At 68.6% G+C, this 17740-nt stretch carries 7 protein-coding genes (1 of these 7 cut by a window edge); 5 read left to right on the top strand and 2 right to left on the bottom strand.

Annotation, left to right across the window (positions count from 1 at the left end):
- Positions 1–15 precede the first annotated feature (15 nt).
- Positions 16–711 carry a GntR family transcriptional regulator gene (locus tag RJ1_RS09930; protein ID WP_073359787.1) on the top strand — a complete coding sequence of 232 codons (696 nt, stop codon included), beginning with the start codon at positions 16–18 and terminating at the stop codon, positions 709–711.
- A 27-nt stretch (positions 712–738) separates the two neighbouring features.
- On the opposite strand, the gene RJ1_RS09925 is transcribed toward RJ1_RS09930, so the two are convergent.
- The gene (locus tag RJ1_RS09925; protein ID WP_073359786.1) at positions 739–1674 is read right to left on the bottom strand and encodes an esterase/lipase family protein; all 936 of its coding nucleotides are present in this window, start codon (positions 1672–1674) and stop codon (positions 739–741) included.
- Positions 1675–1904: 230 nt separating this feature from the next.
- Between RJ1_RS09925 and RJ1_RS09920 the strand changes: the two genes are divergently transcribed.
- From RJ1_RS09920 to RJ1_RS09905, 4 genes are read left to right on the top strand one after another with little or no spacing between them, the layout of a single operon-like run.
- Positions 1905–2342, top strand: a complete 438-nt coding sequence (locus tag RJ1_RS09920) for a chorismate mutase family protein (RefSeq protein WP_073359785.1) — start codon at positions 1905–1907, stop codon at positions 2340–2342.
- Positions 2342–4414, top strand: a complete 2073-nt coding sequence (gene pabB / locus RJ1_RS09915) for an aminodeoxychorismate synthase component I (RefSeq protein ID WP_073359784.1) — start codon at positions 2342–2344, stop codon at positions 4412–4414. The genes RJ1_RS09920 and pabB overlap by 1 nt, the downstream gene beginning before the upstream one ends.
- Complete coding sequence (locus RJ1_RS09910) at positions 4411–5343, top strand: prephenate dehydrogenase dimerization domain-containing protein (RefSeq protein ID WP_073359783.1); 933 nt, start codon at positions 4411–4413, stop codon at positions 5341–5343. Before pabB ends, RJ1_RS09910 begins: the two co-directional genes overlap by 4 nt.
- On the top strand, positions 5340–6299 hold the full coding sequence (locus RJ1_RS09905; RefSeq protein ID WP_073359782.1) for an AurF N-oxygenase family protein: 960 nt from the start codon (positions 5340–5342) through the stop codon (positions 6297–6299). The genes RJ1_RS09910 and RJ1_RS09905 overlap by 4 nt, the downstream gene beginning before the upstream one ends.
- 87 nt (positions 6300–6386) lie before the next feature.
- Here the strand turns inward: RJ1_RS09905 and RJ1_RS09900 are convergent, their stop codons facing one another.
- Positions 6387–17740 carry the 3' portion of a non-ribosomal peptide synthase/polyketide synthase gene (locus tag RJ1_RS09900; RefSeq protein WP_255284873.1) on the bottom strand. It continues 22519 nt past the right edge of the window, so the window shows 11354 of its 33873 coding nt (coding positions 22520–33873); the start codon falls outside the window, past its right edge — the gene reads right to left on this strand; the stop codon is at positions 6387–6389.

The following is a 17740-nucleotide window of genomic DNA, read 5'->3' as shown; positions in this document are numbered from 1 at the left end:
TCGAAGGAGTTCTCCATGGCATCGCCCTCCGTGTCACGATCCTCAGCGGGCCGCACCCTGCGCCGCCGACCCCAGTTGTCGGACGACGTCGCCGTGCACGTCCGGAACCTGATCATGTCGGGGGGCGTACGCCCGGGTGACTTCATCCGCCTCGACGAGACCGCGGCCGACTTGGGGGTCAGCGTCACACCCGTACGTGAGGCACTTCTGACTCTGCGCGGCGAGGGACTCGTCGAACTGGTTCCCCACCGTGGGTACGTGGTCGCCCCGCTCACCCGCGAGGACATCCACGACCTCTTCTGGCTCCAGGGCCAGATCGCCGAGGAACTCGCGGTCCGCGCGACGCGGTCTGCCACCCCGGAGGCAGTCGAGGAGCTGACCGCGATCAACGAGAAACTGCGGCGTGCCGTCGGGGACGGCGACGCCGACCGCATCGAGGATCTCGAGTTCACGTTCCACCGGGTCATCAACCGTCTGGCCGACGCGAGCAAGCTGTCGTGGTTCCTGCTCAGCGCCACCCGGTACACCCCGGTGCAGTTCTATTCGTCCGATCCGGCCTGGGGCGAGTCGGCGGTCGAGAGCCATCGTCGTCTCATCGCCGCCCTCGCCGACGGGAAGGCCGACGTGGTGGGAGCCGAGAACAAGGCCCACTTCATCGACGGCGCGCAGCGACTGGTCGCGCATCTCGACGACGTCGGCATCTGGGACTGACCGGCACCACCGATCACCCGCGCCGGGTCAGCACGGCGCGGGGTTGCGGTCTCCGTAGGTGGGGTCCAGCGCCCGCTGGATGATGTACACCGCCCGGGGGTCGGTGGTCAGCTGGATGTGTTCCGCGGTGTTCGCCGCACATCCGTCCTGGAGCCAGACGTTGTGCACGACGGCGCCCGGACCGGCCGTCAGGAAGGTGTTCTCGGGCGGGGTCGACACGGTGTCGCTGCGGCTCGCGACCACCGTGTAGTCGATGCCCGGGTCGGTGTCGCCGCCCGCGTTGAGCACCTGGAGAAAGGGCGAGCCCACCATCTGCTGGATGTAGGACGGTCCGACCGCGACACCGGCGAGCGTCGTGACCGGCACACCCAGTGCCTGCGCGATCGCACCGAGCGCCTGGACGTCCCCGAAGCTGGTGCCGTGGTTGGTGGCGCCGAGCGTGACGATCGAGTGCACCTTGTTCAGCGCGGGGTTCGCGCGATCGGCGCCGCCTTCGAAGCGCAGGTACTGGCGGGACACCGTACCGCCGAGCGAATGCCCGACGATGTCGACCTGCGGGACGCCGGTGGCGGCGCGCACCTGGTCAACGAATCCGGCGAGCTGCTCAGCGGACTCCGCGATGTCGGCGCCGCCGAACATGCGCATCAGGTTGCCCTCCGACAAACCGGCGGCCTGCCCGTAATTGAGAGCGAAGACGCAGTACCCCTCCGCGGCGAGTGCGGGGGCGAGGTCTTTCCACGTGCCCGCCATACCGGTCCAGGTGCCGTGCACCAGCACGACGGGACGCGGATGCGCCGCGGACGGCTTACAGCTCCAGTCGTTCGCCCCCGCCAGAACCGAGGGGTCGGCCGCGGGCGCGGGTTCCGCTTCCGCGGGATCCGCTGCCGCTGGTGCCGCGCTGCAGAGCATCACGATGCCTGCCAGCACGGACAACAGGGCTCTACTGGCCCACGATATACGCATATTCCTCGTATCCTGAGTTGACGGAAATAGACTTCAGGTTACGTTACCCAACTGTCCATCAAAGTCTCAACCTGAGATCGAGACTCTGGGGGTGATCACCCACTTGGTTCGTACTCTGCTGATCCGAGACAGCCGTCCCGGCCATCCGGAAGACTGATGGAAACGAACCACCAACGACACACGATAGTCGGAATGAGAAAGCTACTGCCGATCGAGTGAGTGGGGCGATTATGTATTTCTCCGTAGAACAGCGGAACGGCGACGATTCCGGAGAGCATTCTGACGCCTCGGCGCAGCAGGCACTCGAGGGTCTGCGCGCGGAACTCGATGCCGTCGACGCGACCCTGCTCGAAGCGGTGCGACAGCGCCTGGAAGTCTGCCTGCGCATCGGCGAGTTGAAGCGGCGCGAGCACATCGCCATGATGCAGCCCGGCCGCATCCACATCGTCCACGAGCGGGCACGGCAGTATGCCGACAGCCACTCGCTGTCCCCGGAGTTCTTCGATTCGCTCTACGACCTCCTCATCGCCGAGACGTGCCGGCTCGAGGATCTCGTGATCAACGCGGAACCCGCCGACGGAGGCCCCCGCCACAACGGACACCACGACCACAGTGGCAACCACCACGTTCGCCACAGTTCCGTGCCGTCTGCGAATGTCGAGTCGTGATGAGTACCCGGACACTGCTGGTCGACAATTACGACTCCTTTACCTACAACCTGTTCACGTTGCTCGCCGAGGTGAACGGTGAACCGCCCACGGTCGTGCACAACGACGTGGAGTGGGATTCGATCCCCTGGTCCGACTTCGACAACATCGTCATCTCCCCCGGCCCCGGACGTCCGGAACGGCCGCGCGACTTCGGTATCAGTGCACGGATCATCGCGGAGACCGAACTCCCGGTACTCGGTGTGTGCCTCGGCCATCAGGGGCTGTGCCAGCTGTTCGGTGGAAGTGTCGTTCTCGCACCCGAACCGATGCACGGTCGCGTGTCGCTCGTCGAGCACAACGGTTCGGAACTGTTCGCCGGCATTCCCTCGCCGTTCCCGACGGTCCGCTACCACTCGCTGATCGTCGAGGATCTCCCCGACGCCCTCGAGGCCACCGCCTGGACGGCCGACGGTCTGCTGATGGGTGTCCGCCACCGCAGCCGACCCTTCTGGGGTGTCCAGTTCCACCCCGAATCCATCAGCACCGCCTTCGGGCACGAATTGCTCGCGAACTTCCGCGATCTCACGCAGACACATTCGGGGTCACCCACCCACGGCTCCATGCTCAGGATCCCGATTCCCCACGCGCCGTATGTGGTCCAGCAGGTTCGCGTCGACCATGAAGTCGACCCGCGCACCACGTTCGAGGATCTCTTCGCGTCCGGGCCCAACGCGTTCTGGCTCGACGGGACGTCGGCATCGGAACCGGATTCGCGTTTCACCATCATGGGTAACTGTTCCGGCCCTCGCGCCGAGTACATCACTTACGACGTGAGCGAATCGATCGTCCGGATCACCCGCGAGGGGTTGCCGGTCGAGCAGGTGCACGCACCGTTCTTCGACTATCTGGAGCGGCAACTGCAGGCCCGGTCGGTGCCCGGTCTTCCGGGTGTGCCGTTCGGCCTCGGCTACGTGGGGTACCTCGGCTACGAGTTGAAGGCCGAGACGGGCGGCGCGGCGGCGCACAAGTCGCCTACCCCCGATGCCGCTCTCGTGTTCGCCGACCGCGCCGTCGTCATCGATCATTCGGGTGAACGCACCTACGCCCTGTGCCTGAGCGATCACCAGGACGATCCGGAGTTGCGCCGCTGGCTCGACGAAATGGAGACTGCGCTGCATCGGCTGGCCGAGCCGGATCACCCACCGACCGCGGTGTCGCCGATCCGGAAGCCGGAGTCGGCCGAACTCGCGCTGCGCCACGAGCACGACAAGTACCTCGAACACATCGCGACCTCGCTCGGCGAGATCCGGACCGGTGAGTCCTACGAGGTGTGCCTGACCAACATGGCGACGGTGGACCAGTCGATCGACCCGCTGCACACGTTCGAACTGCTCCGCTCCATCAGCCCCACCCCGTACAGCGCCTACCTCCAGTTCGCCGGGCTGTCCGTTCTCAGCGCGTCCCCCGAACGGTTCCTTCGGATCGGCGCCGACCGGGTGGTCGAGTCCAAACCCATCAAGGGGACGCGGCCGCGCGGCGCCACCCCCGCCAAGGACGCGGCCCTGCGGCAGGATCTGCTCGACAGCGAGAAGGATCGGGCCGAGAACCTGATGATCGTCGACCTGACGCGCAACGATCTGGCGCGCGTGTGCGTTCCCGGTTCGGTGCACGTTCCCAAGCTCTTCGACATCGAGACGTATGCCGCCGTCCACCAGCTCGTGTCGACCGTGCGCGGAACCCTCAGCGCCGACGCGTCCGTCGTCGAGTGCGTCCGCGCCGCCTTCCCGGGTGGATCGATGACGGGCGCCCCGAAGATCCGGACGATGGAGATCATCGACCGGCTCGAGTCCGGGCCACGGGGTGTGTATTCGGGGTCCATCGGATACTTCTCCCTGACGGGAACGGCCGACCTGTCGATCGTCATCCGCACCATCGTCGCCACCGACAACGAGGTGACGTTCGGCATCGGCGGTGCGATCACGGCGCTCTCCGACCCGGAGGAAGAGTTCGACGAGGCGATGGTGAAGGCGGCCACCATGTTGCGCGCACTGTCCGTGACAGCGGACAGGCCGAACGAGATAGGCCAGTGAACGCCCCGGCCGCATCCACCCGGAGCGTCGCCCTGATCGGCGGCTCCGGCGATGTCGGCCGGATGCTGGCAGCTCGGCTGCGCGGCGACGGAAACACGGTGCGCACCATCGACATCCGGTTCACCGACCGGTCCGATCCGGATCAGGTGAAAGGCGACGTCACCGACCCGTCGCCCGAGGTTCGGGCGGTGGTGAATTCTTCGGATGCGGTGATCCTGGCGATCCCCGAAGGTGCCGCGCTGGAGTCGATTCCGTTCGTCGTCGCGGAATTGTCCCCGCACGCGCTTCTGGTCGACACACTGTCCGTGAAATCCCGCTTCGGTGCCGCGCTCGGTCGCAGCGCGCTACGCAACAGCGCGGTGGGCATCAACCCGATGTTCGCACCTTCCCTCGGACCGGAAGGCCGCCCGATCGCGGCAGTGACCTACCGGGACGGCGGCGAAGTCGACTGGTTCCTGTCGTCGCTGTCCGGCTGGGGATCGTCGGTGGTCCGTATGGACGCCGAGCACCACGACCGGCTCACCGCGGCCACCCAGGCGCTGACCCACGCGGGAATTCTCGCCTTCGGTCTCGCGCTCGCGGAGCTCGGCGTCGACGGCGCCGAGCTCACCGCGGCGGCAACACCGCCCCATCTCGTGTCGCTCGCCCTCCTCGCCCGTGTCGGTGGCGGCGTCCCCGAGGTGTACCGGGACATCCAGTCCGGCAATCCCTTCGCCGGTGAGGCACGACGCGCGCTCGCCACGGCGCTGGCCACTCTGACGGAGACCGTCGAGCGGGGCTCGGAGGACGACTTCGCCTCGCTCATGTCCCGGTCGACTTCCGCCCTCGGCGACCGGAGCGAACCCCTCGCCCAGCTGTGCGCCGACCTCTTCACCGATCTCGTTCACAGACAGCCGCGGTCGTGGGACAGGAACGGAGATTTGTCATGACTCCCCAGAAGACTCCCTCGCTCCCGGAGTACGACCCGGCGGATCCGGTCGAGAGCGCCGTCGTGTCCCGGCTCTCCCGGAACTGGGGGCAACGGGCCACCGTCAAGAAGCCGGAACCCGACCTCGACGCACTGTTCGACGTCGACAAGCAGGACTACCCGAACGAGTTGCTGCCCTTCGCCGATCACGATCGGTTCCTCGCGATGAGCGACGAGCACCGAAACCAGCTCCGGGCGTGGGCATGGATCGCGTTCAACAAGAACGTCATGGACATCGAGCAGTACGTGGTCAACCCCGGGTTCGACCTCGTCGCGCACGACGCCCTGGACACCGGACTCGGAGACACGTTCGCGGTGGCTGTCCACCAGGCGATGGTGGACGAGCAGTACCACACCCTCATGCACTTGAACGCGAGCGCCGTCACGCGCCGACGACGCGGTTGGGCCATGCCGAACAACGCCCTTCCCGACGTCCTGACGTTGCGCCGTCAACGCGCGGCGACGGCCGACGCCGCCGACCCGAGGAAGCGGGCGATCACGACGTTCGCCTTCATGACGGTGGCGGAGATCTCGATCAGCTCCTACCTCGACCTGATCACCGAGAACGACGTCGTCCAGCCGGTCAACCGGGCGACGGTCCGGCTGCACAATCGAGACGAGTACTGCCACGCCTCGATCGCCGACGACATCGCCGCCGTCGTCTACGACACCCTGGGACCCGACGACCGCCGCCACTTCCTGGACGGGCTCGTCGACGCGATGACCGCGTTCAGCAGCAACGACTACTCCACCTGGCACACCATCGTCGACATCCTGGATCTCGACGGCGGCCGGGCGATGATCGCCGACGCCGAACACGACACCCGCCGCTCCGCGCTGATCCAGGACTTCGGCGGAATCCACAAGCTGTGCAAGCACCTCGGAGTGGCGGGCGAGATGTCCTTCGAGTGGGCCTGACCCCGCCCGATCCCGAACAGCTTCATCCCGAACAGACGGGGCCCGTGGTGTGAAGGCTCGGAGCCTTCCCACCACGGGCCGCGGAGATCAACGCCCGGAACGCTCCTCGGCCTGAGCCACGAGCGCGGTGAGCGCGGCAACCCAGAACTCCCCGAACCGGTCGACCTCCGGCGCCGACAGGATGCCCGACGGGAACGACATGAAGGCCGACAGCTGCAGGCCCTCCTCGGTTTCCGAGATCACCGACTGGATGTCGAGCACTGCCTGCGCGGGCATCGCGCTCTTCTCGAACCCACCCGTGACGGGAGATTCGAAATCGGGCAGCCAGTCGAGGCCGCGCACCGCCTCGGGCACCTCGGCCGCGCTGACGCGTCCGATGTAGTTGAACACGATCTGCGGTTCCGACCACTGCCGCATGACCGCCGACGTGTGGGGGTTGAGGTATCGCAGCAAACCGTAGCCGATGCCCCGGTCCGGGATCGCGCTCAGCTGATCGCGCACCGCGCGCACCGCATCCGCCGCTCCGGCACCGCCGTTCATGGCATCCGCGATGTCGACCCCGGCGAGATCGAGACGTGCCGGGTACATCGTGGTGAACCAGCCGACCGTCCGCGACAGATCCGCACCCGGAACCGCTGACTCCTCACGCCCGTGTCCCTCGAGAGTGACCACCGTCGACGACGCCTCGACTCCGCGGTCGCGACGCCAGGCGGCCACTGCCAACGCGAGGGCGGTCGCGAGGACATCACCGATCTCACCGTCGAGCGCGCCCGGCGTGCCGCCGAGCAGTGCCTCGGTGACCGGTGCGGGCACGTCCACCCGGGTCCGTTCCAGCGTGTTGATCAGATCGGTGCGCAGGTCCAGCTCACGCGATCCGAACAGCGGATCCGGACCCGTCAGCATGCGCTCCCAGACGTCGAGTTCGGCCACCCGCTCCGGCTCCGCTGCCGCCTCCAGCAGACCGTCGGTCCAGCGCCGCAGCGAAGTTCCGACCGGTTCGAGCGACGGCGACGCACCGGCCGCGATCTGCGCGCCGGCAGTCGCGAAGTCCGGCACCAGGATCCGCCACGACACGGAGTCGATGACGAGGTGGTGCGGCAACACGAGGAGCCGGCCGCGCTCATCCGCCTCGGCCGGGTCGAACCAGACGAACTGGAGCATCGACCCCGCACGCGGATCGAGACGGTCCAGCGCGGCGTCGAACGCCGCACTCGCCACCGCGTCGAACTCCGGGGTACCCGGCTGATCGCCGGCCGCGATCTCCACCCGCTGCACGGCCGCGTCGACGTCGACGCTGCCTGCGGGTGCGATCTCGAGCGCGTCCTCGGACCCGGCCGTGACGAGAGTCGACCGCAGCACGTCGTGCTGGTCGACCACCGCGGTGATCGTCGCGATCACCTGCTCACGTTCGATCCCGGCGGGCAACGTCAGCAGCAACGGCATGACGAACCGGTCGAAGTCTCCGCCGCGCTCGACCATCTTGCGAGCGACAGGGGTGAGCGGCACCGTTCCGACGCCACCGTCCTCGTACTCCTGCAGGACCGCCGCCGCGGACACACCCGAATCGGCCACCGCCGCAAGCTCGGCGACGGTGCGCCGCTCGAAGACATCGCGCGCGGTGAAGTAGATACCGGCCGACCGTGCCCGCGCCACCAACTGGATCGACACGATGCTGTCGCCGCCGAGCTCGAAGAACGAGTCGTCGATGCCGACGCTGTCGCGCCCGAGCAGCTCCGCGAACACGGTCGCCAGTGCCCGCTCGGTGTCGGTGCGCGGCGCCCGGAATTCGGCCGCCGACGCGAAGTCCGGCACCGGCAGCGCACGCCGGTCGAGCTTGCCGCTGGTGCCCAGCGGAAGTTCGGCGAGCACCATCACGGAATCCGGAAGCATGTAGTCGGGCAAGGATTCCGCGACGAACCCGGTCAGCACCGCAGTGTCGAGCGCCGCATCCGGCTTCGGCACGACGTAGGCGACGAGCCGCGCTCCCACCTCGCTGTCGTGGACGATCACCGCGGCCTGCGCCACGTCGCGGTGCCGGACGAAGGCCTCCTCGACCTCACCGAGCTCGATGCGCAGACCGCGCACCTTCACCTGGAAGTCGGTGCGGCCCACGAACTCGAGGGCACCGTGCTCGTTCCACCGGACGAGGTCGCCGGTGCGGTACATCCGCTCACCGGAACCGCCGAACGGATTCGCGACGAACCGGTCCGCACTCAGGGCCGCACTGTTGACGTAGCCGCGCGCCAACTGCGCACCATCGAGGTACAGCTCACCGGGCACCCCGACCGGCGCCGGGTTCAGATGCGCGTCGAGCACGTAGGCCCGGGTGTTCCAGGCCGGCGAACCGATCGGTGCGATCGTCCCCGTCCCCGACCGCTCCACCACGTGGGCCGTCGAGTTGATGGTCACCTCGGTCGGACCGTACAGGTTCACCAGCTCCGCGGAACCGAGGCCGCCGACTCGCTCCGCAGCCGACTGCGGCAACGGCTCACCGCCCGCGAACACGAGCCGCAGCGAACCGCACCCGTCGGCGGTCGCGGCGTCGAGGAACATGGTGAGCACGGACGGGACGAACTGGATCACCGTCACCGATTCCGTGCCGACCGTGGCGGCCATGTATTCGGGGTCGCGGTGACCGTCCGGCGAGGCGATCACGAGGGTGCCGCCGACCACCAACGGCAGGAACAGCTCCCACACGGAGGCGTCGAACGTGAACGGTGTCTTCTGCAGCACCACGTCCTGCGCGTCGATGCCGTAGACGTCCCGCATCCATGCCAGCTGGTTGGCCAGCGCCGAGTGCGGAATCGCCACGCCCTTCGGGCGTCCCGTCGAACCCGACGTGTACAGCGCGTACGCCAGGTTGCCGGGGCGCAGCTCGCCGAGCCGCTCGGCGTCCTCGACCGGATCGTCGCGGTACTCGGACAGGTCGAAGTCCTCGACCAGGTACACCGGCACGTCCACATCGAGGTTCGCGATGTCGTCGGCCGAACTCAGCACACACGTCGGCGCGGCGCTGTCCACCACGTACGACGTCCGGTCCGCCGGGTGCTCCGGGTCGATCGGCACGTACGCGCCGCCCGCCGCGTGGACGGCGTAGAGGCTGATCACCATGTCGAGCGAGCGCCGCATCGCGATGCCCACCACGGAGTCCGGTCCCACACCCGTCGCGATCAGGTGCCGCGCCAGGCGGTTCACCCGCGCGTCGAACTCGGCGTAGGTGAGGCGCACGTGGTCCGCCACCACCGCGGTCCGGTGCGGTGTGCGCGCGACCTGGGCGCCGAACATCGACACGACGGCCTCGTCCGTCACCTCGTGCCCGGAATCGTTCCACCGGGACAGGACGAGTTCGCGTTCGTCCGCGGTGAGCAGGTCCAGATCGCCCACCAGAGTGGAACTTCCGGCCGCGATGGTCTGCAGGATCCGGTTCAGCCGGGCACCGAGCCGTTCGACGGTGTCGGCGCCGAACACGTCCGGAAGGTACTTCAGGACCAGCTGCAGTTCGCTGTCCGACTGGGCCAGCAGGCTCAGCGGGTAGTGCGAGGCATCACTGATCTGCACTCCGGCGACCCGGAGGCCGTCGATGTCGCTGTCCTCGGTGAGTCCTGCCCGGTCCACGGGGTACGACTCGAACACCGTCAACGTGTCGAACAGCCCGCCGATTCCGGCGATCTGCTGGATCTCCGGGAGACCGATGTGGTGGTGGTCGAACAGAGTCGACTGTTCCGCCTGCAACCGCTCGAGCAGTCCGAGGAGCGACTCGCGGGGATCGATTCGCACCCGGATCGGGATGGTGTTGATGAACAGACCCACCATCGACTCGATGCCCGCGACCTCCGGTGGGCGGCCCGACACGGTGGCGCCGAAGACGACGTCGGCGGACGCCGTCATCCGGGCCAGCAGCAGACCCCACGCCGCCTGGACGATCGTGTTCATCGTCAGGCCGCGATCCCGGGCGATGCGCGCCAGGTTCTCGCTCACCACCGCGCCGAGATGCAGTGCGAATTCGGCGGGCTCGGGACGGTCTGCGCTACTCGGTGCCGGGGCCAGTACGGTCGGACCGTCCAGTCCCGCCAGTGCGTGCGCCCAGGCGCTGCGCGAGGCGTTGGTGTCGCGTTCGGACAGCCAGCCGAGGAAGTCGCGGTAGCCACGCACGCGCGGCAGCACCGAGCTGTCTCCGCGGGTCGCGTACAGCACCAGCAAATCCTTCATCAGCAGTGGCATCGACCAGCCGTCGAGCAGGATGTGGTGGTTACTGATGGAGAACCGGTAGCTGCTCTCCCCCGTGCGGATCAGGAGGAACCGCATCAGCGGCGGACGTCCCATGTCGAACCGCGCCGAACGGTGTTCGCTCAGAACGGAACTCATCCGCTCCTCGCGATCGGCCTCGGACAGCCCGGACAGGTCGAGCTCTTCCCACGGCAGGGCGACGTGGTCGACGACCACCTGGACCGCGGTCCCCGAATCGTCGGGGACGAAGGCGGTGCGCAGGTTCGCGTGACGCGCGATCAACGCCTCCGCCGCGCCGCGGAGGCGGCGGGTGTCGACGATGCCCTGGAAGTCGAGCACCACCTGAGCGGTGTAGACGTCCACCGCGTCCTCGGCGAGAACGGAATGGAAGAACATTCCGGACTGCAGCGGAGCGAGCGGCCACACGTCGGTGGCGTCGGGGTAGCGCCGCTCGAGCGCCTCGAGGTCGTCCTGCGTCACGGTCACGAGGGGAACGTCGGACGGTGTGAGACCGCCGCCCTTCGGTCCGGTGGCGTGCTCGGCCAGCGCGGTCGCCGCGGCGTGCCACAGCTCCGCGAACGCCCACACGTCCGCCTCGTCGAGAATCTCGGTGGCGAAAGCGATCTTGGCTTCGATCTGCGGGCCGGACGCGGTCTCCGATGTCACCGCATTGATGCTGAGCACCGCGGGCGCCACCATGTCGTCGTCCATCGCGCCGCCGAACTCACCCGAGTCGCTGTCGGGAATCCAGCCGAGATCCCGGATCTCGGCGGGCAGATCCACCGAACCCGCACGACCGAGGTAGTTGAACCCGATCTGCGGAGTCGGCAGCGAAGCCAGAGCCGGAGCCGTCTCCTCGTTGAGGTAACGCAGCAGCCCGTAGCCGATGCCCTTGTCGGGCACGGCCAGCAGCTGTTCCTTGACCGCCTTCACCGCAGTGCCGGCCGAGGCGCCGCCGTCGAACGCGTCGGCGAGATCGGCCCGCGAGACGTCCAGCCGCACCGGGTACAGGCTCGTGAACCAGCCCACCGTGCGGGACAGGTCGGCGCCGGGAACCGTCGACTCTTCCCGGCCGTGTCCCTCGAGGTTGATCAGCACCGAGCGATCCGTGGTCCCGCCGCGGAGCTCACGCCAGCGCGCGACCGCGAGAGCGAGAGCCGCGAGCAGGCCGTCGTTGACGCCACCGTTCACGGACTGCGGGATCGTGGTCAGCAGCGCCTGCGTCACCTGCGTCGAGAACGTCATGCTCAGGCGGTCGGTCCGGGCGATCACGTCGCGTTCCGGATCGAACGCGCGGCGTCCGATCAGCGGATCCGTGCCCGCGAGCATTCCACGCCAGAAGTCGAGCTCGGCCACGCGGTGCGGAGACTTCGCCTCCTCCACGAGACCGTGCGCCCAGGCCCGGACGGACGATCCGACCGGTTCGAGCTGCGCCGGCTGCCCCGCCATGATCTGCGAACCCGCGGTCGCGAAGTCCGGCAACAGCACTCGCCAGGACACCCCGTCGACGACGAGGTGGTGCGCGAGCACCAGCAGGCGGCCGCTCTGCCCCGGCAACGACGCCGCGGGAGCGAACCACACGAACTGCGTCATCCGGCCCGACGCCGGATCCAGCCGTTCGGCTGCACGATCGAGAGCCGCGCGGGCGAGCCGCTCGAACTCGTCCGTGCCCGGTTTGTCGGTGAACTCGATCTGCTCGATCAGGTCGTCCGCATCGAGCGCCTTGCGGGCGGAGAGCGCCTCGAACGACCAGTCGTCCCCGACCCGGGTGAGCCGGGAACGGAGGATGTCGTGGCGTGCCAGGATCGCATCCACCGTGTCCGCCAGCTGATCTCGCGTGGCGGCAGGCGGGGTGGTCAGCAGAACGGCCTGCGAGAACTTGTCGAAGGTGCCTGCCGTCTCCACCAGCCAGTGCGCGATCGGGGTGAGCGGAATCGTTCCGACCCCGCCGCCCGGCAGCTCTTCGAGCTTCACCGAGTCGACTTCGGTGGCCCAGTCGGCCACGTCGGCCAGCGCGGCCACGGTCTTGCGTTCGAAGACGTCTCGCGCCGTGAACAGCACGCCGGCGTTCTTCGCCCGGGTCGTCAGCTGGATGGACACGATGCTGTCGCCGCCGAGGGCGAAGAACGAGTCGTCGACGCTGACGCGGTCCACACCGAGAACCTGTGCGAAGACGTCCGCGATGGCCTTCTCCATCGGCGTCGACGGCGCGGTGTACGCAGTGGCGACCGACACGAATTGCGGCTCGGGAAGCGCCTTGCGGTCGAGCTTTCCCGCGGGGGTCAGCGGTACGGAGTCGATGGCCATGATCGACGACGGCACCATGTACCCGGGCAGGGTCTCGGAGACGAACGCCGACAGCTCGGCGACGTCGATCGACGCGCCCGCCGCAGGCATCACGTACGAGACCAGGACGGTCTGCCCGGTCTGCTCGCGGTGATGGCCGAGCGTGACCGCGAAGTCGACGCTCGGGTGCCTGCCGAGTTCGGCGTCGATCTCGCCGAGTTCGATGCGGAACCCGCGGACCTTCACCTGGAAGTCGGAACGACCGACGTAGTCGAGGACGAGTTCCCCCGTCTCGCCGTCGTGCACCCAGCGGACGACGTCGCCGGTGCGGTAGAGCCGCTCACCGGGACCGCCGAACGGGTTGGCGACGAATCGCTCGGCCGTCAGCGCGAACCGGTTGTGGTAGCCGCGCGCCACACTCGGGCCCGCCACGTACAGCTCACCCGCGACACCCACCGGAACCGGTGTGAGCCGCGAGTCGAGCACGACCACGTCGACGCCCCGGGTGGGACCGCCGATGGTGACGGGCCGATCCGCCTTCATCGGGTTGCTCGACGTGCTCCAGATCGTCGCTTCGGACGGGCCGTACAGGTTGAACATGCGCCGGCCCGGCGCCCACCTCTGCATGAGTTCCGGCGGGCAGGCCTCACCCGCCACCGACAGGACCTCGATGCCCTCCAGCCCGGCCGGATCCACCGTCGTGAGCGCCGCGGGCGTGATGAAGGCGTGCGTGACCTTCTGCTTCTTCAGCAACCGCGCCAGTTCTTCGCCGCCGTACACGACACCGGAGGCGATGACCATCGTCGACGCGGCGGCGACGGCGTGCAGCAATTCGAAGACGGACGCGTCGAAGCTCGGCGACGCGAAGTGCAGCACCCTCGACTGCGGGGTGAGCCTGAGCCGCTCGACCTGCTCGGTCGTGACGTTCGCGAGCCCGGTGTGGGTGACGACGACGCCCTTGGGCAGCCCCGTCGAGCCCGAGGTGTAGATGACGTACGCCGCGTCGTCGACCCGGGTCGGACGGATGCGGTCGGCGTCGGTGACGGCCGCGGACGGCACGGACGCGCAGGCGTCGTCCATCTCGTCCGCACCGAGGACCAGCCAGCGCACGGTGTCGGGCAGCTCGGTGACGTGGGCACCGGTGGTGAGACCGACCTCCACGCGAGAGTCCGTGACCATGTGCATGATCCGGTCGAACGGGTAGCTCGGATCGACCGGGACGAAGGCCGCCCCGGTCTTCGCGACCGCCCAGATCGACAGGATCGATTCGACGGAGCGTGTCAGCGCGAGGGCCACGAAATCGTCGGCCCCGATGCCCCTGTTGATGAGAACGCGAGCGAGACGGTTCGAGCGCTCGTCGAGTTCGCGGTAGGTGACCTTCTCGTCTCCGCACACGACGGCGACGGCGTCGGGGTCCACCGCCGCGGCGGTGGCGAGGATGCAGGGCAGCAGTTCGGGCGCCGCGGTGTCCGCGCCGCGCACGGGTGCCAGCACGGTGTGCTCGTTCTCGCTGAGGACGTCGATTTCCCCGATCAGCACGGAGGCGTCTGCGGTGATCGCCTCGAGGATGCGCTGGAAGCGGAACGCGAACGACGCGATGGTGCGCTCGTCGAACAGATCCGTGGCGTAGGTGAACACGCCGCGCATCGGCGCGTCCCCGTCCGCGTCGGCCGCGTCGGCCGCGTCGGCGAGCGTGAGCTGGAGGTCGAACTTCGCGGCGCTGATACCACCGTCGAGGCCCTCGACCGTCAGTCCCGGCAGTTCCAGATGCGCCTGCTCGATGTTCTGGAATGCGAGAGCGACCTGGAAGAGCGGCGAGAACGCCGTCGACCGTTCCGGCTGGAGGATCTCGACGAGTCGCTCGAACGGCACGTCGGTGTGCGTGAACGCACCGAGGTCGTGCTGACGCACCTGCGCGAGGAGGTCCGAGAACGTCGCATCGACGTCGACCCGGGCCCGCAACACCAGTGTGTTGACGAACATGCCGACCAGGTCGTCGAGCGCCGCCTCGCCGCGGCCCTCGATCGCGGTGCCCACCGCGATGTCGTCTGTGGCACTCAACCGCGCGAGCAGCACCGAAAGCGCCGCATGCGCGACCATGAACAGCGACGCGTTGTGCTCGCGGGCCAGCGCCCCGAGCCGGTCGCGGAGTTCCGCGTCGATCTCGAAGTCGAAGTTGGCGCCGCGCATCGACTGCGCGGGCGGCCGCGGCCGGTCCGTCGGCAGCGGCAGCACGTCCGGCAGGCCCTCGAGGGTGTTCCGCCAGAAGTCGATCTGCCGAGTGGCCAGCGAATCGGATGCGTTCTCGTCGCCGAGCAACTCGTGCTGCCAGAGCGAGAAGTCCGCGTACTGGACGTCCAGCGGAGCCCAGGCCGGTTCGGAACCGGCCGCGCGGGCGCTGTAGGCGATCACGACGTCCCGCGCCAGCGGTGCCGTCGAGGCGCCGTCGGAGGAGATGTGGTGTACGACGATGACCAGCACGTGCTGGTCGGCGTCGATCCGCAGGAGGCAGGCGCGGACCGGGACGGCCTGCGCGACATCGAATCCGGCGGTGACGAGGGAGATCACGCGACCGCGCAGCTCAGTCTCATCGGCGACGTCCTCGACGTCCAGAGACGTGAAACTCCGGGCGCGGGGCAGCACGACCTGGCCCGGACCGTCACCGGTGTCGGGGTAGGTCGTGCGCAGCGTCTCGTGACGCTCGACGACGTCGCCGAGCGCCCGCTCGAGCGCCGCGACGTCGAGATGACCCGTCAACCTGATCGCCAGCGGAATGTTGTACGCCGCCGACGCGATGTCGAACTGGTTGATGAACCACATGCGGGACTGCGCCGGGGACAGCGGAATCCGGGCGGGACGCGGCTGTGGCACCAGTGCCGGGCGGTTCGCGCCCGCCGACTCGGACTGCTCGGCTCGAGCGGACAGCGCGATCACCGTCGGAGCCTCGAACAGCTCGCGCACACCGATCGACGTGTCGAGGGCGGCGTTGACCCGGGCGACCACCCGGGTGGCCACCAGCGAGTTGCCGCCGAGGTCGAAGAAACTGGTGTCGACGCTGACCCGCTCGTGACCGAGGACGTCCGCGAAGACTCCCGCGACGATTTCCTCGACGGGGGTTCGCGGAGCCTTGTAGTGGTCTGCGGCGCCACCGAACTCGGGTTCGGGGAGCGCCTTCCGATCGAGTTTACCGTTGATGTTCAGCGGCAGCGCGTCGAGGGCGATCAACGCGGACGGCACCATGTAGCCGGGCACCGACCGGCCCGCGAACGCGAGGACCTCGGCGTCGTCGACGGAGTCGCCTTGCTCCGGCACGGAGTAACCGCGCGCCTCCGGCACGATGTAACCGCGCGCCTCCGGCACGATGTAACCGACGAGCCGGTCACCGGTGTGCCGGTCGTGGTGCACCACGACGACGGCCTGTGCCACCGCCGGGTGCGCCACGAGCGCGCGCTCGATCTCGCCGAGCTCGATGCGGAAACCGCGGACCTTGACCTGGAAGTCGCTGCGGCCGACGTAGTCGAGGTCGCCGTCGCGGTTCCATCGCACGAGGTCGCCGGTGCGGTACATCCGGGCCCCGGCCTCGCCGAACGGATTGGCGACGAACCGTTCCGCGGTGAGGTCGTGGCGGCCGAAGTACCCGCGCGCCAGCTGTTCGCCGGCGAGATAGAGCTCACCCGTGACGCCGGCGGGTACCGGGTGCAGACGCGAGTCGAGAACGTACGTCTGCGTGTTCCACTCGGGCCGGCCGATCGGGACCGAACCGTCGCGCTCGTCGCCACACCGGTAGTGGGTGACACTGACGGCGGCCTCGGTGGGGCCGTACAGGTTGAAGATCTCCGCGTCGCAGACGTCACGGAACCGCAGCACCGTGTCGGCGGGGAGGGCCTCACCGATGCAGAGCACGCGCTGCAACGACACCAGCTGGGCCGGCTCCGCCACCGCGACGAACGCAGACAGCAGCGACGGCACGAAGTGCACCGTCGAGACCTGCTGCTCCGCAACGAGTCCGGCGAGGTACGCCGGGTCGCGGTGGCCGTCCGGAGTGGCGACGACGAGCCGTGCGCCCGCGGTCAGCGCCCACCAGAACTCCCACACCGAAAGGTCGAACGTGGCCGCCGTCTTGAGCAGCACCGAGTCCTCGGCGGTGAGCGGGTACTCCGACTGCTTCCACCGCAACTGGTTCGCGATCGCACCGTGCGCGATCGCCACGCCCTTCGGCCGACCGGTCGAGCCCGACGTGTAGATCACGTACGCGGCATTCTCCGGCCGCAGCGGAGCGGTGCGCTCCGCGTCGGTGACCGCAGTCGCGTCGATTCCGCCGAGGTCCAACTCGTCGAGCAGCAGGTAGTCGACCCCGCCGGGCAGCGCGTCGATGACCCCGCGGGTCGTCAGGACGCAGACGGGTTGCGCGCTCTCCAGCACGTACGCGGTGCGGTCCGCCGGATGGTCCGGGTCGATCGGCAGGTAGGCGCCACCGGCTGCCGCGATCGCGTACATACCGACCAGCAGTTCCACCGAACGCGGAATCGCCAGGCCGACCACGGTTTCCGGGCCGACACCACGATCGATGAGGTGCCGGGCCAGCCGGTTCACCCGCGTCGCGAACTCCGCGTACGTGAGCGACTCGCCGTCGAACACGAGGGCGGTGACGTCCGGGTTCGCCGCGGCGGCGGACGCGAACATGTCGGCCAGCGTGGTCTCGGGCAGCGTCCGTGCGGTGTCGTTCCAACCGGACACCACGAGCGCACGCTCGTCGACGCCGGCGAGCGGCAGGTCGCCGACCGCGGTCCGCGGCGAGTCCACCGCGGCGGCCAGCACCCGGCGGAACATGTCCGCGAAACGCTGGACGGTGGCGGCGTCGAACAGGTCGGTGGCGAACGTGAACACACCCGACATCTGCTCGCCCTCGGGGCTGTCCCCGAGGATCA

The sequence above is a fragment of the Rhodococcus jostii NBRC 16295 genome (assembly GCF_001894825.1).
Lineage (GTDB): Bacteria > Actinomycetota > Actinomycetes > Mycobacteriales > Mycobacteriaceae > Rhodococcus_F > Rhodococcus_F jostii.
The sequence above is the reverse complement of the archived record's forward strand: the minus strand, read 5'-3'. Positions and strand labels throughout refer to the sequence as shown.